Source organism: Microvirga mediterraneensis (genome assembly GCF_013520865.1).
Classification (GTDB): Bacteria; Pseudomonadota; Alphaproteobacteria; order Rhizobiales; family Beijerinckiaceae; genus Microvirga; species Microvirga mediterraneensis.
In genome coordinates, this window is sequence record NZ_JACDXJ010000001.1 from 4,194,962 (window position 1) to 4,217,000 (window position 22,039).

At 62.4% G+C, this 22,039-nt stretch carries 18 protein-coding genes, 1 tRNA gene and 1 pseudogene; 13 read left to right on the forward strand and 7 right to left on the reverse strand.

Going from position 1 to position 22,039, the window contains the following annotated elements; all coding sequences use genetic code 11:
• Positions 1–27: 27 nt before the first annotated feature.
• The 3 genes from kdpA to H0S73_RS19895 all read right to left on the reverse strand — a co-directional run bounded on the left by kdpA (position 28) and on the right by H0S73_RS19895 (position 4,085).
• Complete coding sequence (gene kdpA, locus H0S73_RS19885; protein WP_181053772.1) at positions 28–1,737, reverse strand: potassium-transporting ATPase subunit KdpA; 1,710 nt, start codon at positions 1,735–1,737, stop codon at positions 28–30.
• A 102-nt stretch (positions 1,738–1,839) separates the two neighbouring features.
• The gene (kdpF, locus tag H0S73_RS19890; RefSeq protein WP_181053773.1) at positions 1,840–1,929 is read right to left on the reverse strand and encodes a K(+)-transporting ATPase subunit F; all 90 of its coding nucleotides are present in this window, start codon (positions 1,927–1,929) and stop codon (positions 1,840–1,842) included.
• Between the two features lie 458 nt (positions 1,930–2,387).
• A complete protein-coding gene (locus tag H0S73_RS19895) occupies positions 2,388–4,085 on the reverse strand; it encodes an SMP-30/gluconolactonase/LRE family protein (RefSeq protein WP_181053774.1) in 1,698 nt (565 codons plus the stop codon).
• Positions 4,086–4,203: 118 nt separating this feature from the next.
• On the opposite strand from H0S73_RS19895, the gene H0S73_RS19900 reads away from it, so the two are divergent.
• The 8 genes and pseudogenes from H0S73_RS19900 to H0S73_RS19935 all read left to right on the forward strand — a co-directional run bounded on the left by H0S73_RS19900 (position 4,204) and on the right by H0S73_RS19935 (position 12,037).
• A complete protein-coding gene (locus H0S73_RS19900; RefSeq protein WP_181053775.1) occupies positions 4,204–5,460 on the forward strand; it encodes an ABC transporter substrate-binding protein in 1,257 nt (418 codons plus the stop codon).
• 56 nt (positions 5,461–5,516) lie between these two features.
• A complete protein-coding gene (locus H0S73_RS19905) occupies positions 5,517–6,431 on the forward strand; it encodes a carbohydrate ABC transporter permease (RefSeq protein ID WP_181053776.1) in 915 nt (304 codons plus the stop codon).
• Positions 6,428–7,291, forward strand: coding sequence for a carbohydrate ABC transporter permease (locus H0S73_RS19910; RefSeq protein ID WP_181053777.1), 864 nt, complete (start codon positions 6,428–6,430; stop codon positions 7,289–7,291). Before H0S73_RS19905 ends, H0S73_RS19910 begins: the two co-directional genes overlap by 4 nt.
• Before the next feature lie 22 nt (positions 7,292–7,313).
• Positions 7,314–8,054: an SDR family NAD(P)-dependent oxidoreductase gene (locus H0S73_RS19915; protein WP_181053778.1), complete on the forward strand. Its 741-nt coding sequence runs from the start codon at positions 7,314–7,316 to the stop codon at positions 8,052–8,054.
• 4 nt (positions 8,055–8,058) lie between these two features.
• Positions 8,059–9,234, forward strand: coding sequence for a mandelate racemase/muconate lactonizing enzyme family protein (locus H0S73_RS19920; RefSeq protein WP_181053779.1), 1,176 nt, complete (start codon positions 8,059–8,061; stop codon positions 9,232–9,234).
• Positions 9,235–9,241: 7 nt separating this feature from the next.
• The gene (locus tag H0S73_RS19925; protein WP_181053780.1) at positions 9,242–9,976 is read left to right on the forward strand and encodes an SDR family NAD(P)-dependent oxidoreductase; all 735 of its coding nucleotides are present in this window, start codon (positions 9,242–9,244) and stop codon (positions 9,974–9,976) included.
• Positions 9,977–9,991: 15 nt separating this feature from the next.
• Positions 9,992–11,053, forward strand: coding sequence for an ABC transporter ATP-binding protein (locus H0S73_RS19930; RefSeq protein ID WP_181053781.1), 1,062 nt, complete (start codon positions 9,992–9,994; stop codon positions 11,051–11,053).
• 208 nt (positions 11,054–11,261) lie between these two features.
• Positions 11,262–12,037 (forward strand): annotated as a pseudogene (locus H0S73_RS19935) (IS5 family transposase).
• Positions 12,038–12,214: 177 nt separating this feature from the next.
• Here the strand turns inward: H0S73_RS19935 and H0S73_RS25865 are convergent.
• On the reverse strand, positions 12,215–14,800 hold the full coding sequence (locus H0S73_RS25865; protein ID WP_181053782.1) for a VCBS domain-containing protein: 2,586 nt from the start codon (positions 14,798–14,800) through the stop codon (positions 12,215–12,217).
• 169 nt (positions 14,801–14,969) lie between these two features.
• Here H0S73_RS25865 and H0S73_RS19945 point away from each other — a divergent pair, with 169 nt between their 5' ends.
• Positions 14,970–15,512 (forward strand): tyrosine-type recombinase/integrase, encoded by a 543-nt coding sequence (locus H0S73_RS19945; protein ID WP_181053783.1) that lies wholly within the window; start codon positions 14,970–14,972, stop codon positions 15,510–15,512.
• A 19-nt stretch (positions 15,513–15,531) separates the two neighbouring features.
• Here H0S73_RS19945 and H0S73_RS19950 read toward each other — a convergent pair.
• A tRNA-Ile gene (locus H0S73_RS19950) sits at positions 15,532–15,607 on the reverse strand.
• 284 nt (positions 15,608–15,891) lie between these two features.
• On the opposite strand from H0S73_RS19950, the gene H0S73_RS19955 reads away from it, so the two are divergent.
• Positions 15,892–16,878, forward strand: coding sequence for a glutathione S-transferase family protein (locus tag H0S73_RS19955; RefSeq protein ID WP_181053784.1), 987 nt, complete (start codon positions 15,892–15,894; stop codon positions 16,876–16,878).
• Here H0S73_RS19955 and H0S73_RS19960 read toward each other — a convergent pair.
• On the reverse strand, positions 16,866–18,041 hold the full coding sequence (locus H0S73_RS19960; protein WP_246389331.1) for an adenylate/guanylate cyclase domain-containing protein: 1,176 nt from the start codon (positions 18,039–18,041) through the stop codon (positions 16,866–16,868). The two genes, H0S73_RS19955 and H0S73_RS19960, sit on opposite strands and share 13 nt — an antisense overlap.
• A 177-nt stretch (positions 18,042–18,218) precedes the next feature.
• On the opposite strand from H0S73_RS19960, the gene H0S73_RS19965 reads away from it, so the two are divergent.
• On the forward strand, positions 18,219–18,839 hold the full coding sequence (locus H0S73_RS19965) for a TIGR02466 family protein (protein WP_181053785.1): 621 nt from the start codon (positions 18,219–18,221) through the stop codon (positions 18,837–18,839).
• A 218-nt stretch (positions 18,840–19,057) separates the two neighbouring features.
• Here H0S73_RS19965 and H0S73_RS19970 read toward each other — a convergent pair whose 3' ends face one another.
• On the reverse strand, positions 19,058–19,717 hold the full coding sequence (locus H0S73_RS19970) for a Fe2+-dependent dioxygenase (protein ID WP_181053786.1): 660 nt from the start codon (positions 19,715–19,717) through the stop codon (positions 19,058–19,060).
• A gap of 119 nt (positions 19,718–19,836) precedes the next feature.
• Between H0S73_RS19970 and H0S73_RS19975 the strand changes: the two genes are divergently transcribed.
• Both H0S73_RS19975 and H0S73_RS19980 read left to right on the forward strand, forming a co-directional pair.
• The gene (locus H0S73_RS19975) at positions 19,837–20,694 is read left to right on the forward strand and encodes a hypothetical protein (protein ID WP_181053787.1); all 858 of its coding nucleotides are present in this window, start codon (positions 19,837–19,839) and stop codon (positions 20,692–20,694) included.
• 5 nt (positions 20,695–20,699) lie between these two features.
• The gene (locus tag H0S73_RS19980) at positions 20,700–22,028 is read left to right on the forward strand and encodes a cytochrome c peroxidase (RefSeq protein WP_181053788.1); all 1,329 of its coding nucleotides are present in this window, start codon (positions 20,700–20,702) and stop codon (positions 22,026–22,028) included.
• Positions 22,029–22,039: the final 11 nt, after the last annotated feature.

Here is a 22,039-nt window from a genome sequence, read left to right on the forward strand (position 1 = left end):
TGAATGTGTTTGCTCATGGAGCACCTGTCAGAATGTTTTGCCGGTCAGCATCATCACCTGCTCGGCGATGGGGCCGAGGGCGAGGGCCGGGAAGAACTGGAGGCCGCCGAGGATCAGGATCACGCCGATCAGAAGACCTATGAACAGCGGGCCATGGGTCGGAAATGTGCCTGTCGAGGATTCAAGCTTCGTCTTGGCAGCCAAAGAGCCCGCGATCGCCAGCATCGGCACGATGTAGGCGAACCGGCCCAAGAGCATCGCAAGCCCGAGAGTCGTGTTGTACCAGGGCGAATTCGCCGTGAGCCCAGCAAAGGCGGAGCCGTTGTTTCCGGCCGCCGACGAGTAGGCGTACAGGATCTCCGAAAGGCCATGCGGCCCGGCATTGAGCAAGCCGGCCAGGCCCTGCGGGATCACGGCGGCGATGGCCGAGAAGCCGAGGATCGCGGTCGGCAGGATCAGGACGGCGAGCATCGCCATCTTGACCTCCTTCGCCTCGATCCTCTTGCCGAGATACTCGGGCGTGCGGCCCACCATGAGACCTGCCACGAACACTGCGATGATCGCCATGACGAGAATGCCGTAGAGGCCGGAGCCGACACCGCCCGGCAGGATCTCGCCGAGCTGCATGAGGAACATCGGGATCATTCCGCCGATGGGCGTGAAACTCGCATGCATGGCATTCACCGCCCCGCACGACAGGCCTGTGGTCACGGCGGCCCAGAGAGCCGACAGGGCAAGCCCGAAGCGGACCTCCTTGCCTTCCATGTTGCCCGCGAGCGTGTCGATGCCGGCCGCGTGCAGAATGGGCGTTCCAGCCGCTTCCGCCACATAGGTGACGGCGATGCCGGTCGTGAGCAGAATGCCCATCACCCAGACAAGGGCCCGGGCCTGCCGTCCGTCGCCGATGAGACGACCGAAGGCGAAAACGACGGCGACCGAGATCACCAGCATCTGCCACACCTGGACGAAGTTCGTCAGCGCCGTCGGGTTCTCGAACGGATGAGCGGCGTTCGCATTGAAGAATCCGCCGCCATTGGTGCCAAGCTGCTTGATGGCAACCTGACTTGCCGCGGGTCCGACCGCGATGGTCTGCTTCGCGCCCTCCAGCGTCGTCGCGTCCACCGAAGCCAGCATGGTCTGCGGCATGCCGAGGGCCACGAGCAGGATGGCCGTGACGAGGGACAGCGGCAGGAGGACGTAGAGAGTCGAGCGGGTCATGTCGACCCAGAAGTTTCCGACGGTGCTCGCCTTCGACCGGGCGAAGCCCCGGACCAGCGCCATCGCGAGGGCAAGCCCCGTGGCGGCGGAGAGGAAATTCTGCACCGTCAGCCCGGCCATCTGCGAGAAGTGGCTCATCGTGGTCTCACCGCCATAGGACTGCCAGTTCGTGTTGGTGACGAACGAGACGGCGGTGTTGAAGGCGAGATCAGGAGAGAGGGCGCCGAAGCCCTGCGGATTGAACGGCAGAAAACCTTGCAGCCTGAGGATTGCGTAGAGCAGCGCGAAACCGGCCGCATTGAACAGGAGCATCGCAAGAGCGTAGCTCCGCCAGCCCTGCTCGCGGGCGGGATCGACGCCCGCGAGGACGTAGAATCCGCGCTCGACAGGCACGAGCACCGGAGACAGGACAGTACGCTTGCCGGCATAAACCTTGGCCATGAAGGCGCCAAGCGGAACCGCCGCCAGCAAGACGGCTGCGAGGATGATAGCGATCTGGAGCCAGCCGCTGAGAGTCATGGGAGCCTCCTGGAGCATTTCCCGGTGAAGTGGATCCGGTTCACCGTCACGAAATGCGGCAAAGAAAAGAGGGGAGATGGTTCCACGCGAGTGGAAGCAGCTCTAGAAACGTTCGGGCTTGAGGAGCGCCAGGACGAGGTAGACGGCGAGGCCAAGTGCGACGAGGCCGCCGAGGAACAGATCGAGGGACATGGATGAGCCTCCCTCAGAGCCGTTCGGCCGCGCGGGCATACAGCGCCATCAGCGCAAAGAACCCGAGACCGATGAGGAGATAGACAAGATCGGACATGACAACACCTATTGCGAGTGCTGAACGCTACGCCCGGTGACCATCAAATCTCGATTGGGAAGTGCGGCCTCGAAAATAAAGGCGGCATAAAGAACGGCTGCCACCTGATCATCCGGATGGGTGGCGGCTTAGGCGCAACGCCGATGCCGTGGAAACCGGGCCAAGAGCATCTCTCGGCGAACCGGATCCGGTTCGCCGAAAAATCGCGCTGGCCTCAAGTCCTGATGAACCGGATGCGGACGAAAGAGTATCGCGAGCGCCGGTTCGGGACGAAACTAACGGGCTTGAGCGGGATGTCTATCCGCACAGCACGATGATGCCGGCTGGAGCTGAACCCCATCGGGATCTGTCCGATTTCTGCTCACGATCGAGACCACTTGAACGAATGATCCGGCAGACCTCTCACACCTGCATCGAGAGCGAACACGCTTCCGGACAGAGGAGCCTCCTGGAGCTGTTGGCTCGAGAGGCGTATTCTGGCCGATGTGATATAGAGCGTCGACAGATCGGGGCCGCCGAATGTGCAGCTCGTTGGGCGCGGCACGGGAACGCTGATGGTCCTGTCCACCGTCCCGTCGGGAGCATAGCGGATGATCCGCCATCCATCCCATTGCGCGCTCCAGACGAAACCTTCCGCATCAACCGTCAAGCCGTCCGGAACGCCCATGTTCTCGGGCGTTTGAGCGAAGACCCGTCGGTGCGAGATCGTGCCCCTGTCAGGATCGAAATCGTAGACGAAGATGGTTCGGGCCATCGAGTCGGTGAAGTACATGAGCCGGTCGTCCGGGCTCCAGCCGAGCCCGTTCGAGATCCCGATCCCCGATTCCATTTTGTCGATCCGGCCGTGCGCATCCAGGCGATAAAGGCTCCCTGCGCCGGGGGTGACGGCCATATCCATCGTGCCGGCCCAGAAGCGGCCGCGGCTGTCGCATTTGCCGTCGTTGAATCGGTTTCCGGGTTTGTCGATTTCCGGGTCGCCGATCGGCGTCTTGCGGCCCGTCGTCGGATCGAGGAGGAAAAAGCCCGTTTGCGATGCGATGACGAGGCCGCCCGCCGTGCATTCGGCGAATGCGCCGACGATCTCCGGCATCGGGATCACCAAGTCGCTCCCTTGGGCCGGATCCGATATGTGAATGGCCGGAGCGAGAATATCGATCCATTTGAGTGTCTTGTCCTTCTCGCTCCAGAACGGCCCCTCGCCAAGGAAGGCATTGGATCGAACGACACAGGAGACGGAGGGCTGGGTTATCATGTTGGCCTTCGGAGACTGGCTTGGTTGCGTGAAGGCGGCTTGCCCTGTGATGCGCTGCGCCGAGCGAAGAATGTCAGGTCCAAGCTCATGCAGGCGTTCGACGCTCATGCGAAACGCCGGGCCCATGATGGCGATCACCCCGATGGGACGATTGGCGCGATCCAAAACGGGAGCCGCGACGGAGCGAACGCCGTTCTGCCATTCCTGGTCCTCGATGGCGTAGCGCCTTGCCTTCGTGACATCGAGCTGCGCCCGGAAGGTCTGCCGATCCTCGATCGTCGAGGGCGTCAGCGCCTCGAATGATGTCGACTCGATCAGCGCGTCGAGCCGGTGAGGTTCCGTGAAGGCCAGCATCGCCTTTCCGGCCGCCGTGCAATAGGCCGGAAGCCGGACGCCTTCCGCGAGGCCGTGCGGATAGGATTGAGGGTTGCTGATGACCTGCTCGCAGATCAGCTGCGCTCTCTCGCCGACCGCAAAGAGAACCAGTTCCCCCGTGAGGGCATGAAGGCGGATGAGTTCGGGTTCGGCCAGGGCCTTGAGGTCCAGCTCCGCCGTCGACCACCGCGCGTATTCGACGAGGCGCCATCCGAAACGGTAGCGCGAATCCTTGCTCTCGAAGCGGATCGTTCCGTGATCGGTCAGCGCCGCAAGGATGCGATGCAGGGTCCCCTTGGGCAGTCCCGTGGCTTTCCCGATTTCCGAAAAGGTCATGCTGCCGCCGCCATCGGCAAGCGCATCCAGGATGCTGAGCCCCTTCTGGAGAGCGGCTGTCCCGCGCGCCGCCGGGCTTTCCTCGGATTCCGACAAATCAAAACCTCCGCTTGACACGGTTACAGTGCACAACCATTATCAGTTCCACAATATAAAACAAGTTCTACATTATAGAACTAACTGATTTCCGGACGAGGAAGCAAGGAGGGTGGTCATGAACCGTGTAACGAGACGTATATTACTGGTAACCGCGTCGGCATTCGCCATTGCGGGTGCCGCAGCCGCGCAGGCCAAGACCAAGATCACCTATTGGGCCTGGACGGAACACGTCGCCGCGGCCAATGCGGTTAAGGCGGAATTCGAGAAGCAGAACCCGGACATCGAGGTCGAAATCTCGAACCTCAACCCGTTCGACCTGCAGGACAAGTTCCTGGTCGCGATGGCGGCGGGCGTCGGCGGTCCGGATGTCGCCCTCATCCTGCAGCGCCGTTTTGACGTCTACATTTCGACGGGCGGACTGCTCGATACCACCAAGGAGATGAGTCCGCTGAAGGGGCAATATCCCGCCGCCGTGTGGTCATCCATCGAGCGTGACGGCAAGACATACGGCGTCCCCTACGACCAGAACCCCTCCGCATTCTTCTACAGAAGCGACATCTTCGAGCAGAACAACATCAAGGTTCCGTTCGAGACCTGGGACGAGTTCGTGGCCGCCGGCAAAGTGCTGGCCCAAAAGGGAATCTTCATCACCCACGTGTCCGCTCCGAGCGGCGTCCCCGGCGTGGCGAACCTGGTGGAATACCTTCAATCCCGCAACGCGCAGATCTTTGACGACAACGGCAAGGTCATCAGGAACAACGAGATCGCCCGAGAGACGGTCCGTTTCTACTACGACCTCGTGAGAACGCATAAGATCGCCTTCGAATCCCGCAACAATGCTCCGGAGTTCTTCCAGGCCATCAAGGACGGGCGCATCGCCGGCTATGCTGTGCCGTCATGGGCTCTCTTCCGTCTGCAGAAGGAAGCGCCCGAGCAGAGCGGGAAATGGCGTGCGATGCCCTGGCCGAAATGGGGCGCCAATGCACCCGCCACCACGGGCGCCTGGGGCGGCAACGTTCTCGCGATCCCCAAATCCTCGAAGAACAAGGAAGCGGCCCTGAAATGGGCTCAGTTCATCGGGGCCAACGAACTCACGCAGGTTCGGATATGGGAGGAAGGACATCTGCTCCCGGCTTTCGAACCAGCGCTGAAATCCGAAGCGCTTCTGAAAGGTGAGGCCTATCTGGGCGGGCAATCGATCTACGAGAGCGCCCTGAAGCCCCGCACGCTCAACAACTTCAACTATTTCGACTGGGCCAAGACCGAAGTGATCGTCGGCAATGAGCTGGATTTGATGTTCGGCAACAAAAAGACGCCCGAGCAAGCCTGGGACGATATCGAGAAGCAGTTGGCCAGCCAGTTGCGCCGCTGAACGTGCGCGGCAGGGCCCCTCCCTGCCGCCCTCCCTCCAAAGACAAGGACATGGTGATGAGCGCTGCAAATGTGCTGGCGAGGCGGAGCCCTGCGCCCTGGCGACGGAAGTTTCGCCGGGCCTTCATACCCTATCTTTTCCTGGCGCCGTTCTTCATCACATTCTTGGCCTTCTGGCTTGGGCCGATCATCGCGTCCTTTCTCTACTCCTTTACCGATTGGCGCGGCGTGCTGGACGCGCAGTTCATCGGAACCGCGAACTACGAGCGCATCTACAATGACCCTCGTTTCTGGCTGGCGCTTCGGAACACGGCATTCTACGGCCTTGTCTACGTGACGCTCCTCAATGTTCTGGCCCTGGCCCTGGCTCTGGCCCTCGACAGCACGTGGCTCCGGTTCAAGAACGGCCTGAAGATCGGCTTCTTCCTCCCGGTGACGATCAGCCTCGTCGTTGCCGCTGTCATCTTCGAGATGGTGTTTGCGAACGGGGTTGGCCTTCTCAACATCATTCTCGGCGCCCTGGGCCTGCCTCAACCCGATTGGCTGGGAGACCCCGAGGTCGCCATCTGGTCAATCATCATCCTCAGGGTCTGGCGCGCCCTGGGCTACTACGCAGTGATCTACTTCGCCGGGCTGCAAGCAATCCCGGGCGACGTCAAGGAAGCGGCGCGCCTCGACGGTTGTCGCCCCTGGCAGGTGACGTGGTACATGACGCTGCCGCTTCTGAAACCCGTCATCCTGTTCGGCGTCATCATGTCGACGATCTGGGCGCTCGAGCTGTTCGACGAGCCTTGGGTCCTCACCAAAGGCGGCCCGGCCGACAGCACGCTGACCATCGTGATCTACCTCTATCAGGCCGGCTTCCAATACATCGAGCTCGGCTACGCCGCCGCCGTCTCCTATGTCCTGACCTTCCTCATCGTGGTCGCCGCCATCGTCCAGAAGCTTCTCATCGGGAGGGAGCAGCAATGACCATGCAAGCCGTGAGCCCTGCGGGATCCCAGGTGGAAGAAGGCAGAAGAGCCGTCCCGTTCGTGTCCTATTTCGGCACTCTTTTGATGCTGATGCTCCTCGCGATCGTGATGACGCCCGTGCTGTGGGCCGTCTTGTCCGCATTCAAGACGCGAAGCGACATTTTCGCCGGTGACGTCTGGCCTCGGAACTGGTCGGTGGAAAGCTTCCGCGACCTCCTGTCAAAAACCCTGTACATCAGGTGGATGGTCAACAGCCTGTTCGTTGCCTTCTGCAGTACCGCACTCGGCCTGTTCTTCTGCTCCCTCGGCGGATACGCCTTCGCCAAGTTCGATTTCCCCGGCAAGACGGTCCTGTTCTGGATTGTGATCGCGTCGGTCTCCATTCCGCCCTTCACCACAGTCATCCCTCTCTTCGGCTGGTTGGCCCGGCTCGGCCTCCTGGATACCTACCTGGTTCTCATTCTGCCGTTCGCCGCGAACGCTTTCGGGATCTTCCTCATGCGCCAGTATGCGATGGGCGTTCCCAACGAGCTGCTCGATGCGGGCCGCATGGACGGGTGCGGCGAGTTCCGCCTGTACTGGAGCGTCGTCCTGCCCTTGCTCCGGCCTGCCCTGGGAACCGTCGGGATCCTCATCTTCATCTCTTCCTGGAACAGCTACATCTGGCCACTCGTCATGATGCGCTCCGACGAGATGCTCACATTGCCTGTCGGAGTTGCGTCCCTGAAGGGCGACCAGCTTCCGGAATATGGGATGCTGATGGCCGCCTCCGTCCTCTCCAGCCTTCCCATCGTCGTCGCGTTCTTCGCGATGCAAAGGCAATTCATCGCCGGCCTCACGCAGGGCGCGGTCAAATAATCTCCTTCCGGAGTCGACGAACATGCAACTGGATTTGGAAGACAAGGTCGTTCTGATCACTGGGGCGGCGCGCGGGATCGGCCTGGAGACGGCTCGCTGCTTTGCGGCTGAAGGCGCCAGAGTGATGCTCGTGGATCGGGACGCGGCGGCGCTTGCCGACGCCGCGTCGCAAATCGGCAATTCGGAAAGCATGGCGGCTGACTTGACCGTCGACGGAGCGGCCGACCAGATCGTTTCCAAAGCACTCGATGCCTTCGGTCGTCTCGATGTCCTCGTCAACAATGCGGGGATTAGCGAGCCGGCGCCCATCGCGGGAACAAGCCCGGAATCCTGGCGCAGAGTCATGGCGATCAACCTCGATGCCATTTACCTCTTGTCCCGCGCGGCCATGCCAGCCCTCGGGACCTCAAAGGGCTCCGTCGTGTCCCTGGCGTCCTTCGCCGGAAAACGGGGAACTCTGTTCGGCGACAACACGTCCTATTCGACTTCCAAGGCCGGCGTCATCGGGTTCACCCGCGCGCTCGCCATCGAAGCCGCCAAGGTCGGGGTCCGCGTGAATGCCGTCGCGCCGGGCCCTGTCGCGACCGAACTCATCAAGGCGCTCACACCCGATCAGCTCAAGCGCGTAACCGATTTCGTTCCCCTCGGACGCATGGCCGAGACCCGGGAAATTGCCGAGTTGATCGTTTTTCTGTCCTCCGCCCGCGCCGCGTACATCACTGGAGAAGTGGTGAACGTGAACGGCGGCTTGTACATGGATTAAATGCATGACGTCTGCCGCTTCGCCCCTCACGATCGTGAATGTCAGGCACTGGCTGATCTATATCCCATTCGAGCACCCGATCGTCTGGGGGTCCGGTAAGCGCCTGGGAAGCACGCGGCTCGTGGTGGAAGTGACCACCGCCGGAGGCGTCAAAGGGTATGGCGAAACCATCTCCCTGCTCGATTTCGTGCCGGCTGTCTTCGAGAAGGTTGTCGCGCCGCTCCTGATCGGCAGGAGCGTCTCCGACGTCGAAAGATTTCACAGGCACGTCCTCGGGGCCGGCTATTACCATCATCAGCGCGCAGCCGTCATGGCCATGGCGGCTGCCGAAATGGCCATGTGGGATGCACTCGGCCGTCACGCGGGCCTTCCTCTCCACGCCCTGTGGGGCGGCGCGTACCGCACGGATATCGAGTTGTCCGCGTACCTGTTCGTCGCGGACCCGCAGGGTTGCGCCGACATGGCTGCGCGCTTTCTCGATCAAGGCTACACGACATTCAAGCTCAAGATCGGTCATGACTTGGCGTCGGACCTGAGCTTGGTCGAGGCCGTTCGACGGACCATCGGCGACGATCCTCCTTTGCGGGCCGATGTCAACGGTGCTTGGACCCCTGGAACCGCCAGACGCCAGTTGGATCGCCTGAAAGCCTATGATCTGGCCTATATCGAGCAGCCGCTCGTTCTTGACGACCTGATCGGGCACGCGGAGCTTCGGAAGGTCCAAACGGTGCCGGTCGCGTTGGACGAGTCGGCCTACACCCTGAACGACGTCGGAAACATCGTCCGAATGGGCGCGGCGGATGTCATCCTGCTCGATCCCCATGAGCAGGGCGGCCTGTGGCAGTGCCTGAAGGCCGCAGCCATCGCGGAAGCGGCCGGATTGCCCGTAACGCTCCACAGCGGCGGGGAACTGGGCCTCTCCCAGGCCGCCTATCTTCACCTCGCGGCGGCCATTCCGAACATGTCGATCGCCATCGACACGGAGTATTATTATCATACCGTCGACATCATCAAGGACCCGCACGAGATCAAGGCCGGTCGCCTTCCCGTCCCGACCGGGCCGGGCCTCGGCGTAACCCCCGATATCGACAGGCTCGACAGCCTGCGCACCACGAAGGTCATCGGGGCCTATCTCGATGCGGACCGGCCCGGCTGGTTTGCCGAGAAACCCAAATACTAGGTGCATCATGAGCAGGTTTCAGGGACGCATCGCCGTGGTGACAGGTGCCGGCCAAGGCATTGGCCAGGCGGTGGCTCAACGGCTCTCGGATGATGGAGCGACCGTGTATGCGGTGGATATGGCCGCACCATCGGAAAGCGACGCAAGGCTGCGGGAAAGACGCGTCGATGTGACGGACCAGGAGCAGATCCAAACTCTCTTCGCCGAGATCGGCGAGGTTCATGGCCGCCTCGACATGCTCGTCAACAACGCCGGAATTCCCGGAGAGGGCGCCCTTGCCGGGCTCACCGTCGAGGCGTGGAACAAGGTCTTCGCCGTCAACGTCACCGGGCAGATGCTCATGTGCCAGGCGGCCCTGCCCCTGCTCCGTTCCGGTTCAAGCATCGTGAACGTCTCGTCGGTCGCAGCTCATATCGGGTTTGCCGACAGGGCGCCCTATTGCGCCTCGAAGGCGGCCGTGCTCGGCCTTACCCGTGCTCTCGCGGTGGAACTCGCCTCCAGCAACATTCGCGTCAACTGCGTGTGCCCCGGAACCGTCCAGACGCCCTGGATCGGCCGCCTCGTCGGCACCGACGAATTGTCGGACGCCAGACTTGCGAGCATGCGGTCCCGTCAGATCCTCAACCGGATCGGCGAACCGTCCGAGATCGCCTCCGTGATTGCTTTTCTTTTGTCGGACGACGCGTCCTTCGTCACAGGCAGCATTTTCATGGCGGACGGCGGAATGCTGACCGCCCGATAAATCTTGGAGTTCAAAATGGCTAAAGTCAGACTCGACCGCGTTCGCAAGACTTTCGGCGATGTGGTCGTCCTTCCGGGGATTGATCTCACGATCGAGAACGAGGAATTCGTCGTACTCGTCGGGCCGTCAGGCTGTGGAAAGTCGACCCTCCTGAGAATGATTGCCGGTCTGGACGACATGACAAGCGGGACGATCAGCATCGGCGACCGCATTGTGAATGACGTCGATGCCCGCGATCGCGATATCGCGATGGTGTTCCAGAGCTACGCGCTCTACCCGCACAAGACGGTCTTCGAGAACATGTCGTTTGCCCTGAAGCTCCAGGGTGTCGAGAAGGCCGTGCTGCGACGCAAGGTCGATGAGGCGGCAAGCATACTGGGCTTAACGAATCTTCTCGATCGCTATCCTCGGCAGCTGTCGGGCGGACAGCGACAGCGGGTCGCCATGGGACGCGCCATCGTGCGCGATCCTCAGGTTTTTCTGTTCGACGAACCGCTTTCGAACCTTGATGCCAAACTCCGCGTCGCGATGCGCACAGAGATCCGGTCCTTGCATCAGAGGCTCAGGGCAACATCCATCTATGTCACCCACGATCAGGTCGAAGCCATGACCATGGCGGATCGGATCGTCGTGATGAATGCCGGACGCATCGAGCAGGTCGGCACGCCGATGGAGCTGTATGACCGGCCCGCCAATGTGTTCGTGGCGAACTTCATCGGTTCTCCAGCGATCAATCTCCTTCCGGGCCGCATGGGGCAGAACGGCCGGTTCACGACCTCCGGCGGCGCAAGCCTGCCCGTCCAGAGCGCTGTTGGAGCGACGCCGAGGCCGCTCCTTTATGGCATTCGGCCCGAGCATCTGGAGATCGACCACGAGAGCGGCCTGCCGTTTCGCGTCGAGATCGTCGAACCGACCGGGTCGCAGGTCATTCTGTATGGCGACCTTGCTGGAAACCCCGTCTACGCTCTCTTCGGCGACCTCCGAGGGGTCACGGTCGGCGATACGCTCAAGCTATCCCCTCGATCCAGCGCGGCTCATCTTTTCGATGAGCACACTGGCACAAGATTGAACTCTTGATCCCACACGCGCCGCCTCGAATGCGTTACCCGGAGCGTTGGATCTCAGCGGGAAGCGTTAGAGCTGTTTCCACTTGCGTGGAATCAGCTCTCTTCTTTGTTTGACCGCATTTTTGACGGTGAACCGGATCCACTTCACCGAAAAATGCTCTAGGCCCTGTTAGGCCTTGAAAGCGTTCTCCCTTTGCTGGATGCCGAGGGAGGCCATCATGCAAGTTCTAGACGATGCTGAGTGGGCGGTCTGGGAGCCGCTGATTGCGGCCTGCCGCCCGCATGGCAAGACCCAACCGCTCGATCTGCGCCAAACCTTCGAAGCCATTGTCTGGCGTCACCGCAACGGCGCCAAGTGGCGCTCCATTCCGGCGGAACTCGGGCCATGGTGGCGTGCCGCGCAGATGTTCATCCGCTGGGCCGAACTGGGAGTGTGGGAAGCCATTTTCGAGCTGGCGCAAGAGCGCAAGGTCGAACTGGGCATGGTGTTCCTCGACGGCAGCAGCATCCGGGCGCATGCCAAGGCGGCGGGCGCGGCTAAAAAGGGGGGAGTGCGGCAAGCCGCGATCAGCATGAGGCACTTGGACGAAGCCGTGGCGGCTTCGGTACGAAGGCCTGCGTGATTGCCGATGCGCTCGGGCGGGCGGTGACGTTCCTCCTTGCCCCAGGCTAGGCGCACGAACTGCGCTTGGCGCTGCCCCTGCTCGACAGCTTGCCGGGCGTGCCGCTGTGGGTGGTGGGCGATCGCATCTACTCGTCGCATGGCTTGCGTCAAGCCGTCTGGGACAGAGGTGCACGACCGGCGATCCCCACCAATCCCACCGAGGGCCCGTTGGCCTGTCCCGCCTGGATCTACGCCAACCGTTCCCGTGTCGAGCAGCTCTGGGGGCGGCTGAAGGAATGGCGCGCCATCGCCACTCGCTACGAGAAGACGGCACGCTGCTTCATGGCGGTGCTGTGCATCGCCGCAACTCACGACTGGATCAAGAGCTAACAGAGCCTAGGTGGAGGCCCTATGGAAGTTACCGGCGCAGTCCAGGTTCATCCCGCTTGATAGGGGCTGGTGATCGGCTCGGGCAAGCCGCTCCCATGCTTGTAAAAAGCTGGCCCATCAACCGCGCTGCCAACCTTAGTCAATGGAGCGGCCTTCGCGACATCGAGCCCCTGCAAGCTAGACGACAAAGAAGTCGTGATGGGTAAGTTTGGCCTTGTTGGAGATCGTAGCGAACTTAACTTGAGCGGCCGACCCTGTGCCATCGGGATCATAGTAGAGTGAGCCCGAAGCTCGGTCATAGATGATACGATCCTGCGCATCCTGCGCCTGCAGGCCGGCCACGAAGCTCCCGCTCTTGAGCGCGACAGGCTTGGTTATCGTACCGATCCCGAGCCCGGCAAAGACTGAGTTGTCGAGCCAGAGACTGTCGCGTACGACATTGAAGTCCTTTATGATGTCGACATTGCCGCCCTTGTTCAGCCTAGTATCGAACAGGAACACGTCGCGCCCCGCATTGCCGAAGAGGATGTCATTGCCGGCGCCGCCATTGATCGTATCGTTGCCCCTGCCGCCATAGACCGTGTCCCGCCCCGCATCGCCATAGACACGGTCATGGCCCGAACCGCCATTGACCAAGTCATGCCCCGAGCCGCCATTGACCGTGTCGTTGCCGGCGCTGCCGGATATCACGTCGTTCCCCGATCCACCCGAGACCCGGTCATCGTCATTGTATCCATAGAGGGTGTCGTTGCCGGCGCCGCCCCTGATCAGGTCGTTGCCGGTGCCGCCGAAAACGTAATCCCGGCCCGAGCCGCCATCGATCGTGTCGTTGCCGCCGCCGCCATGAAACCAGTCGTTGCCGCCCCCGCCCCACAGGGCATTGTCACCGCCGCTACCCCGCATCGCGTTGCCGAGGGCGTTGCCCTGCGCCTGCGCATCGCCGCCGGTCAGGGTGAGGTTCTCGATGGAGTCCGGCAGCATCACCGTGCCCGAGCCGCCATAGAACACCTGATCGACGCCGCCCGTTCCCAGGGCGCCGGTGAGCTGCGAGGGATCTGTGATCGCGATGTCGACGCCGCCGCTATCGTTGCGCGTTACGGCCACATCGTCCGCTCCATACACCGTTACTGTGACATTCTGCACGGTCCCATCTAACGCTCGGACCGTGAAGATCTCCTGTGCCACATCGGTCGCTTTGAGCGCCTGCAGCGATGCGCGGGAGTTATCCAGATGATAGGTCCACTTACCCGTGCTCGCGTCGAACGAAAAGATACCGTAGGTACCGTTCACATCAGCTTGTGCCTGGAACTGGCCCTCGCCAGTATCGGGGTCGCTGACTATCAGTGTGCCTGAGATCGCGGTCGTAGCGTCTTCTGTCACCTCACCCGCTGTGGTGCCGCCAATCACGGTCGCATCGTCTGTGCCCATGACGGTTAGTCTGATGAGTTGCTCAGTGCCATCGAAGGCTTTGATCTTAAACGCCTCGTATGCCACAGCCCCAGACGTAAGTGCCTGGAGGGCTGTACTGGCTGGATCAAGGGAGTAGGTCCATCGGCCGGTGCTGGAGTTGAAGGAAAAGATGCCATAGGCACCACGAATATCGCCCTGAGCTTGAAACTCGCTCTCACCAGTATCTGGATCGACCACGGTCAATAGGCCTGAGACCGTAGTGATCGTGTCTTCCGTTGCCTCCCCTGTCACGGTGCCGTCTATGACCGCCACATCGTTCACACCGTGGAACGTTATCGTCACCTGACCAGTGTCCGCAGCACCGATCGGATCGGAAGCCTGATATGCGAACGTATCTGTGATCGTACCGCCGGCGCCGAGAGCTTTCACGGCAGCGAGTGTAAGAGCGCTTGCGCTGTAGGTGTAAGACCCATCGCTGTTAAGAACTACGAAGCCGCGTGCCGGGGCCTGACTCAGGGTGACTGTGATCGCATCACCTTCGGTGTCAATATCACGACCCGTCCCGTCCAGTGCGCCTTGGATCACGTTACCCATAGCACGCCCGAGATCATCCGCATCAGCGCTATCATCGGCAACCGACGGCGCTGAGTTGATCATCAATATTGTTGTGTTGGTTTGAGAGTCGTGTTTGGCATTCCAGATCAAGCCTGCAAAATTGCCCTGCAGGATGAGGCTGTCATACTCGCTGATGTCGAGGCGCCCCGTCTTCAGGGTGTCGACGACGGCTTGGTTGGCGACCCACATGCCGTAGTAGCTGTTCTGCAAAACGATACGGTCGCCGACGCCAAAATCAGTAATGATGTCGTCTTTGAGGTCAGACTGAGAGCCTAGAAACGTATCGTTCCCGCTCCCGCCTGTCAGAATGTCCGCGCCACCGGAACCGTTCAGGGTGTCATTCCCACTGCCCCCGTTAATCGTGTCATCCCCGGCCAGGAAAATCGAGGCTGTCCTTGGATCTTCATAAGACCACAATGTCGGGCCATATTTAGAAGCCCACGCCATATTGAAAATTATATCAGGTTGATCATCGATAAACTCTAGCCGAGCAACTGATGTACCGTTGCTGTAAGCGTTAATCTGCATAAGTTTATAGGTAAACCCTGACCTAAGAATGTTATCAAATATAAGATCTACCCGCAGCAGCTTCCCATCATTGGTCCCGCGTGCAAAATTATTTTCAGTATAGTTTGTTTGATTCTTAAGACTAATAGATGAGACCCGGTGGCCATTGCCCCAGAAATAATCAGTCGAGAAGCCTGTATCACCGTCCGATCCGGAAATTAGCACTCCCACGATTGCCCCCCTGTGAATTTCCCACGCCGTTTGCAGTGCTGGCCTAAGTCTCAACAAAGCATCTATGAATAGTTCCTTATCCCAATAAGGTAAGCTTTCCTAGAGAAAGCCAATACAGCCATCCCCATATTGTCTACAGGCAGCACGGGCATACTGATGCGTTTCATCGATGCCGCCCTCTATCGCGAGCCGGTCAGGGGCGGTGCTCAGCGCCTCGCTCCTCAAGGGCCAAGGCCGCAGCTACATCGATTTAGAGAACGGCGTCTTCTATCGGCTGGCCGAGGGCCAGCGGGACACGAACAAGAGACAGTCGTCCGTACGCCTGCCGCCGCGCCTGATCGCCCATATATGCCGCTGGCAAGCCAGGGGCATCATCGCCACGCATGTTGGGGAATGGGACGGAGTGCCGGTGAAGTCGGTCAAGGTGGCATGGGCGAGGGCCCTGAAGCTCGCCAAGATCAGCAAGAAGGCGCCGCCGCACACGCTCCGGCACACGGCCGCCACGTGGCTGATGCAGCAGGGCGTGGACAAGTGGGAGGCGGCCGGTTTCCTCGGCATGTCCACCGTCGTGCTGGAGCGGACTTATGGGAAGCACCATCCGGATTTCATGGCCGAGGCGGCGAGCGCCACTACCTGGAAAAGACGCAAATCATTGCCGCAGAACCTGCGATGTGCTCGGTTAAACAGCATCAAGAGGCCGATTTTAAGATAAATATCAAAGAGTTAGAGATTGGTGGGCCCGGCAGGACTCGAACCTGCAACCAGACCGTTATGAGCGGCCGGCTCTAACCATTGAGCTACAGGCCCTTCCAGGGAGGAAGGCAAGGGATCGTCTGAGGCGGGAGCCGGTCGTCACCCCTTGTCGTGACGGCAGGCCCTCCCCCTTCTCGTGAGCGGGGCTCAGGCGAAGGGGGCCCGGAGGCCATTCCTGTTCCTGTAATACATCTCCCTGTCCGTCAAGCCGGTTTTGTCCCGCGGCTCGGCCGGCTGTCGCACTGTCCTTGACGCCGGAATTGATCCGTCGCCCTTGACCCCGGCCAGGATCCTCCATCTGTCAGCTTTCCCGCTTGGGACGAGACGGGGAGGACGGGATGGGATTGCTGATCGACGGGGTCTGGCACGACCAATGGTACGACACCAAGGGTACCGGCGGGCGCTTCGTGCGCAAGCCGTCGGCCTTCCGCAACTGGGTCACCCCCGACGGCTCTCCCGGGCCTTCCGGCGGGGGTGGGTTCAAGGCGGAGCCGGGCCGCTATCATCTCTATGTCTCCCTCGCCTGCCCCTGGGCGCACCGCACCCTGATCATGCGCAGGCTCAAAGGGCTCGAGGGTATGATCGACATCTCGGTGGTGCACTGGCGCATGCTCGAGCACGGCTGGACCTTCGAGGACGGGCCGGGCGTCGTTCCCGATCCGATCCACCGGGCGCAATATCCCTACCAAGTCTATAAGGCGGCCGTGCCCGACTATACGGGCCGCGTGACGGTTCCCGTCCTCTGGGACAAGGCGACCGGCACCATCGTGAACAACGAATCCGCCGAGATCATCCGCATGTTGAACGCCGCCTTCGACGACCTGGGGGCCACGCCGGGCGATTATTGGCCGGACGACCTGCGCGCCGAGATCGACGCCCTGAACGGGCGCATCTACGACAACGTCAACAACGGGGTCTACAAGGCCGGTTTCGCGACGACGCAGCAGGCCTATGAGGAGGCGGTTCGGCCGCTGTTCGAAACACTCGACGTCCTCGACGAGCGCCTGTCCTCACGTCGCTATCTCTGCGGCGCCCGGCTGACCGAGGCGGACATCCGGCTCTTCACCACGCTGGTGCGCTTCGACCCGGTCTATGTGGGCCATTTCAAGTGCAATCTGCGCCGCATCGCGGATTACCCGCATCTCTCGGGCTACCTGCGCGACATCTACCAGACGGACGGCATCGCCGGGACCGTGAACATGGCGCACATCAAGGGGCACTACTACGAGAGCCACAAAACCATCAATCCCACGGGCATCGTGCCGGTAGGCCCGATCCTCGATCTCGATGCGCCGCACGGGCGCAATCGTTTTCAGGGTTTGTAGACCTCGATCGCCTCCGCGAAGCCTTCGACTTCGTGAGCGCCGAGCGGCGAGGGATTGCCCCACAGATGTTCGACGAACGGCTTGGACATGAGCAGCGGTTCGCCCAGCCTCTTGTTCAGCTCCGCGATGCGGCTGGCGAGGTTCACGTCGCGGCCGATCACCGTGAAGTCGAGGCGCTGTCCGGAGCCCACATTGCCGTAGGCCGCGTCGCCATGGTGAAGAGCCAGGCCGACATGGATCGGCACCGGAAAGCGGCCCTCGTTGTTGGCCGCCTCGATGCGTCGCAGCGCCTTGGTGGCGGCCGTCAGCGCCGATTGCGCAGCGCCGCCCGTGTCGTCGCCCTTGTCGCGCACGATGGCGAGGAGCCCGTCGCCGAGATATTTCAGCACCTCGCCGCCCTCGTCCTCGATGGGCGGCACGAGGCAATCGAAATAATTGTTCAGGAGATCGACCGCGCTTTCCGGGCTCAGGGTCGAGGAGATATGCGTGTAGTCGCGCATGTCGGCGAAGAGGATGGCCGACCGGATCCGCGTCACCTGTCCGCGCTGGATGGCGCCGGAGAGGATCGCCTTGTGCGGATCGTCGCCCACATAGATCCGCAGCACCTCGTCGAGCCGGTTGCTCGTCGCCCGCAGCTCGGTCACGAGGGAAAAGGACGGGATCACCATGCGCAGGATCGTCAGCTCGCGCAGGCCGAATCCCTGCGGTGTCCGAGTCGCAAAGGAGATCGCGTTCTCCGCCCCGCTGGTGAAGCGGATCGGAATGGTGACATAGTGGCGATAGCCCGCCTCCTTCAGCTCGGGGATGATCGGGAAGAGATCGTCGGGCGTGGTCGAAAGATCGAGGACGAGCCATTCGCGCGTGCGGTTCACATGGGCGAAGGGGCTCGCCTGGTACACGGTCTCCCGGCGGTCGCCGTGCGGCAGGTAGCGCACGACGGTCCCCTCCTCCCGGGTCCAGAACCGGCCGATGCCGGCATATTCAGAATGCAGCGTCTCGATGGCGGAAACCGCCCGGTCGACGGGCAGGCCGAGCTCGATCAGGCGATTGAGGAAGCCCGACAGGACCTCGTTCGAGTCCTCCATCTGGCCCGCCGCAGTGATCAGCCAGTCCCGCAGGGCGATGACCCGCGCGAGGCTTTCCGCGTCGAGGCTTCGCGCCATGGTCAATAGATCGTCCGGGGAGGCCGGCAGGAGGGAGGATGACATCATAAGGCCAAGGTGTGTTGCCCCGACGGATCCTTCAACCCACCGGGAATCTTTCCGCCCGGAAAGCTGGTATGCCCTTCCCGAAGCGGCAATGGCTTTGACAGAAGCCTGTGGCCGGAATAGAGCCAAGCCATGGCAAGCATCGATACGCTTTTCGTCACCAAAGTCTACCGCGCCGAGATGACGGGCGCCAAGGCCGAGATCCGCAACGCGGAGCTGGAGGCGGCCTGTTTGTCCATCGCCGAGGACGACGAGGCCGGTCAGCGCTGGTGCGAAAAGCACGGCTATCCGGGCTACACGTCCTATGCCTCCCTCAACGACCTGCCCTGGCGTGTGCCGGTGTTCGGCGAGCTTCTGAAGGAACTCGACAAGCACGTGGCGAGCTTCGCCAAGGAGCTGGAATTCGACCTGCAGGGCCGCAAGCTCGTACTCGACAGCCTGTGGATCAACATCCTCCCGCCGGGCGGCATCCACACGTCCCACATCCACCCGCATTCGGTGATCAGCGGCACCTATTACGTGACGATCCCGGAGGGCGCGAGCGCGCTCAAGCTGGAGGATCCGCGCCTCGGCTTCATGATGGCGGCGCCGCCGCGCAAGGCGAAGGCCAAGCAGGAAAACCGGCAATTCGCCTATATGAAGCCGGCCCCCGGCACGGTGCTGCTCTGGGAAAGCTGGCTGCGCCACGAGGTGCCCCTGAACGAGGCCGAGAGCGAGCGCATCAGCGTGAGCTTCAACTATTCCTGGCAGTAGGGAGCGGCATCTTCCCTGGTCGCCGCGATACGGCGAAATGCTCTCGTGTCATTCCGGGGCGCCGCAGGCGAACCTGGAACCTATAAACACGCCAGTTCCAAAAAATGCGATGAGCGTGATGCCTCTTCTTGCATCGGCAGCGTTTATGGGTTCCGGGTTCCGCTACGCGGCCCCGGAATGACAGGGCGGCACGACATTCATCGTGTAATGATCGTTGCTCAAACCTCCGCCCACATGCGGAAGAGATTGGCGCTGCTCTTCGCCAAGAGGTCGAATTCCGGCGTCTTTCCCGCCTGGGCGAACAGGTTGCGCTTGGCGGTTTCGAGATCGAACAGAAGCTCGCGCCGGGCGCTGTCGCGTACATAGCTCTGCGCCCAGCCCACCGCCACCATGCGCTCGCCCCGCGTGACGGGGGCGACCCGGTGCAGGCTCGTGGAATCATAGGCCACCAGATGCCCGGCCGGGAGCTTCACCTCCTCCTCGCCGGACACGGATTCGATCACGAGCTCGCCGCCGTCGTAAGTCGCCGGATCGGCCAGGAAGAGCGTGAAGGACACGTCCGTGCGGATGCCGTTCATGAGCGGATTGTCCACATGGGAGCCGTATTCCCGGCCCGCGCCGTAACGGGCGAAGATCAGCGGCGTCAGGGCCTTCGGACGCGCCGCGAGGGCGAAGACCTCGTGGCCCAGAATGGCCGCCGACACCTTCTCCCGCAGGAGGGTGAGAGCCGCCCCCTCGCGGGCCTGCTCGTTGTCCTTGACCAGCCGGGCGCTCCATCCCGCCGTCGCGCGGCCGTCCTCGAAGCGCATGGAGCCCAGCGTCGCCCGAACCTCTTCGAGATCGGCCGGCAGGAGGACGTCCGCAATCGTGATCAGCATGGGAGAGCACCTTCAGGCTTGCCAGGCCCTCCCATATTCTGTAGCTAAGTTATTGTAAAGACAAGCAGTTTTTAACTTTTCTAAACTAGCCGCGGCAGCCAGCGCGCCGAGGGGGAATCATGAAGAAACGGAAGATCTGGGCGGGCCTGGGCTCCGCCGTTCTCGTTGCCGCGCCGGTCGCCGCGCAGGCGGCGGCTCCGCATGTCGAGCCGCGGGCCGGGATCGAAGCCAAAGCCGGCCAGAGCCTGCTTCAGCTCGCCCAGCACCAGGGCCATGCCGCCCCGGCGGCCTCGGTCGGTGGCGAGGGAGACGAGGGCGGAGCCGGCGGCGCGGTCAAGTTGCCAGCGCCCCTTCATGTCTATCGCGGCATCGAGATGATTCGCGGCCATCTCACCGTCGGGGCCGAGCTGATCGAGGCCGGACGCTGGGCGGATGCCCTGCCCCACTTCCTGCACCCGGAGGAAGAGATCTACGGCAGCATCCGCGACCAGCTGAAGACCCTGAACATCGCGCCGTTCCAGGTCGCCCTGAAATCCCTGTCGCAGACCGTGAAGGCCAAGAACAAGGAAGCCTATATCCGCGCCCGCGCGGCGCTCGACGAGCGCCTGGCCTCCGCCGAGACGGCCGTGAAGGCGAAGGAGCAGGACGGCACCTATTTCGTGCTCGAAACGGCCCTCGAAGTGCTGCAGCAGGCAGCCGACGAATACGAGGAGGCCGTCGAGAAGGGCCGCATCGCCAACGTGGTCGAGTACCAGGATGCGCGCGGCTTCGTGTTCGAGGTGGACCGCCTCGTCGGAACGGTCATGCCGGCCGCTTCCGCCAAGAGCGCCGACGCGGCCAAGACCCTGCAGGCCAGCCTCGACGACCTGAAGGCAACCTTCCCGGCCGTGACGCCGCCGAAGCAGGCGGTGAAGGATTCCGGGCAGTTCCTGAGCGCCGTCGCGAAGTTCGAGCTGCAGCTCAGCAGCTTCCACTGACATCCATGCCGCGCGAAAGCCTCGCCAGGATCGGCCGGGTGCTTGCGGGCCTCGTGCTCGCAAGCCTCGTGGGCGCAGCCGCCGACAGGCCCGCTCCGCCCGATGCCGCGCATTGGCGGCAGGCTTTCGCGCGGCCGGACCATGCACCGACGCCCGCCGACAATCCGGCCAGCCCGGAGAAGATCGCGCTCGGCGCGAAGCTCTTCGAGGATACCCGCCTGTCGGGCTCCGGCGACATGGCGTGTTCGAGTTGCCATCAGGCGGATCTCTCCTTTTCCGATGGGGTCGACCGCCACCTGGGGCATGACGGCCAGCCCCTCGACCGGCGCACGCCTCCCCTGTGGAATCTCGCCTGGGGCCTGTCCTTCTTCTGGGACGGCCGGGCCGCGAGCCTGGAAGCCCAGGCCATGGGGCCGATCGAGAATGAGCGCGAGATGGCCGGCAACCTGCAGGCGGCCCTGCGCACGCTCGATTCCGATCCGCCGATGCGCAAGGCATTCGCCGCAGCCTTTCCGGACGATCCCGCCGTGACGCAGGCCAGCCTCGCAAAGGCGCTCGCGGCCTTTCAGCGGACGCTCGTCTCGCCGGAAACCCGCTTCGACCGATGGGTCAAGGGCGACGACGCGGCCCTGGAGGCGGACGAGCTGGCAGGCTTCTCGCTCTTCGTCGGCAAGGCCGGATGCGTCGCCTGCCACCAGGGCTGGCGGTTCACCGATGAAGCCTTCCACGACATCGGCTTGGCGAGTGACGACAAGGGCCGTGGTCCCGTTCTCGGCGTAAGCGCCGCGAACCATGCCTTCAAGACGCCGAGCCTGCGCGAGCGGGTCTGGTCCGCGCCCTACATGCATGACGGCTCGCTCGCAACCTTCGACGACGTCGTCACGCATTACGCGGAAAACGTGGTGCAGCGCCCCACCCTGTCGGCCGACCTGCCGCGACGGATCGAACTGAACGACAGAGAGCGCGCGCAGCTCGTCGCTTTTCTCAACACCCTGTCCAGCGACGACCCGCCACGCCCCGCAAGCCTGCCGTCGAAAGCGATGTCCTGGGGAACCGACGAGAGAGCCATTCCCACCTCCACGGTCAGCCAGAAGGACCGACGCTTCACGCCGGGCGCGGTCCTCCTGAAGGTGGGCGAGGCCCTGCGCATCGTCAACGACGACACGCGCGTCCACAACGTGCGCCTCGACGCCCCGGGCAAGAGCTTCAACTCGGACGGCCAGAACCCCGGCGACACGGTGACCATCGGGTTCGATCAACCGGGCCATTACGACGTGATCTGCGGGATCCATCCGGACATGCGCCTGGGCGTGGAGGTCGCCCAGGCGCGCTGAGCGTCGAACAA

Bases quoted from the DNA above. Each gene is read 5' to 3' on its own strand.
- H0S73_RS19930 (WP_181053781.1), top strand. From the start codon at position 9,992: ATGGCTAAAGTCAGACTCGACCGCGTTCGCAAGACTTTCGGCGATGTG.
- H0S73_RS19965 (WP_181053785.1), top strand. From the start codon at position 18,219: ATGGCAAGCATCGATACGCTTTTCGTCACCAAAGTCTACCGCGCCGAG.
- H0S73_RS19915 (WP_181053778.1), top strand. From the start codon at position 7,314: ATGCAACTGGATTTGGAAGACAAGGTCGTTCTGATCACTGGGGCGGCG.
- H0S73_RS19975 (WP_181053787.1), top strand. From the start codon at position 19,837: ATGAAGAAACGGAAGATCTGGGCGGGCCTGGGCTCCGCCGTTCTCGTT.
- H0S73_RS19945 (WP_181053783.1), top strand. From the start codon at position 14,970: ATGCCGCCCTCTATCGCGAGCCGGTCAGGGGCGGTGCTCAGCGCCTCG.
- H0S73_RS19960 (WP_246389331.1), bottom strand. From the start codon at position 18,041: ATGGCGCGAAGCCTCGACGCGGAAAGCCTCGCGCGGGTCATCGCCCTG.
- kdpF (WP_181053773.1), bottom strand. From the start codon at position 1,929: ATGTCCCTCGATCTGTTCCTCGGCGGCCTCGTCGCACTTGGCCTCGCC.
- H0S73_RS19955 (WP_181053784.1), top strand. From the start codon at position 15,892: ATGGGATTGCTGATCGACGGGGTCTGGCACGACCAATGGTACGACACC.
- H0S73_RS19910 (WP_181053777.1), top strand. From the start codon at position 6,428: ATGACCATGCAAGCCGTGAGCCCTGCGGGATCCCAGGTGGAAGAAGGC.
- H0S73_RS19925 (WP_181053780.1), top strand. From the start codon at position 9,242: ATGAGCAGGTTTCAGGGACGCATCGCCGTGGTGACAGGTGCCGGCCAA.
- H0S73_RS19970 (WP_181053786.1), bottom strand. From the start codon at position 19,717: ATGCTGATCACGATTGCGGACGTCCTCCTGCCGGCCGATCTCGAAGAG.
- H0S73_RS19905 (WP_181053776.1), top strand. From the start codon at position 5,517: ATGAGCGCTGCAAATGTGCTGGCGAGGCGGAGCCCTGCGCCCTGGCGA.
- kdpA (WP_181053772.1), bottom strand. From the start codon at position 1,737: ATGACTCTCAGCGGCTGGCTCCAGATCGCTATCATCCTCGCAGCCGTC.
- H0S73_RS19900 (WP_181053775.1), top strand. From the start codon at position 4,204: ATGAACCGTGTAACGAGACGTATATTACTGGTAACCGCGTCGGCATTC.
- H0S73_RS19980 (WP_181053788.1), top strand. From the start codon at position 20,700: ATGCCGCGCGAAAGCCTCGCCAGGATCGGCCGGGTGCTTGCGGGCCTC.
- H0S73_RS19920 (WP_181053779.1), top strand. From the start codon at position 8,059: ATGACGTCTGCCGCTTCGCCCCTCACGATCGTGAATGTCAGGCACTGG.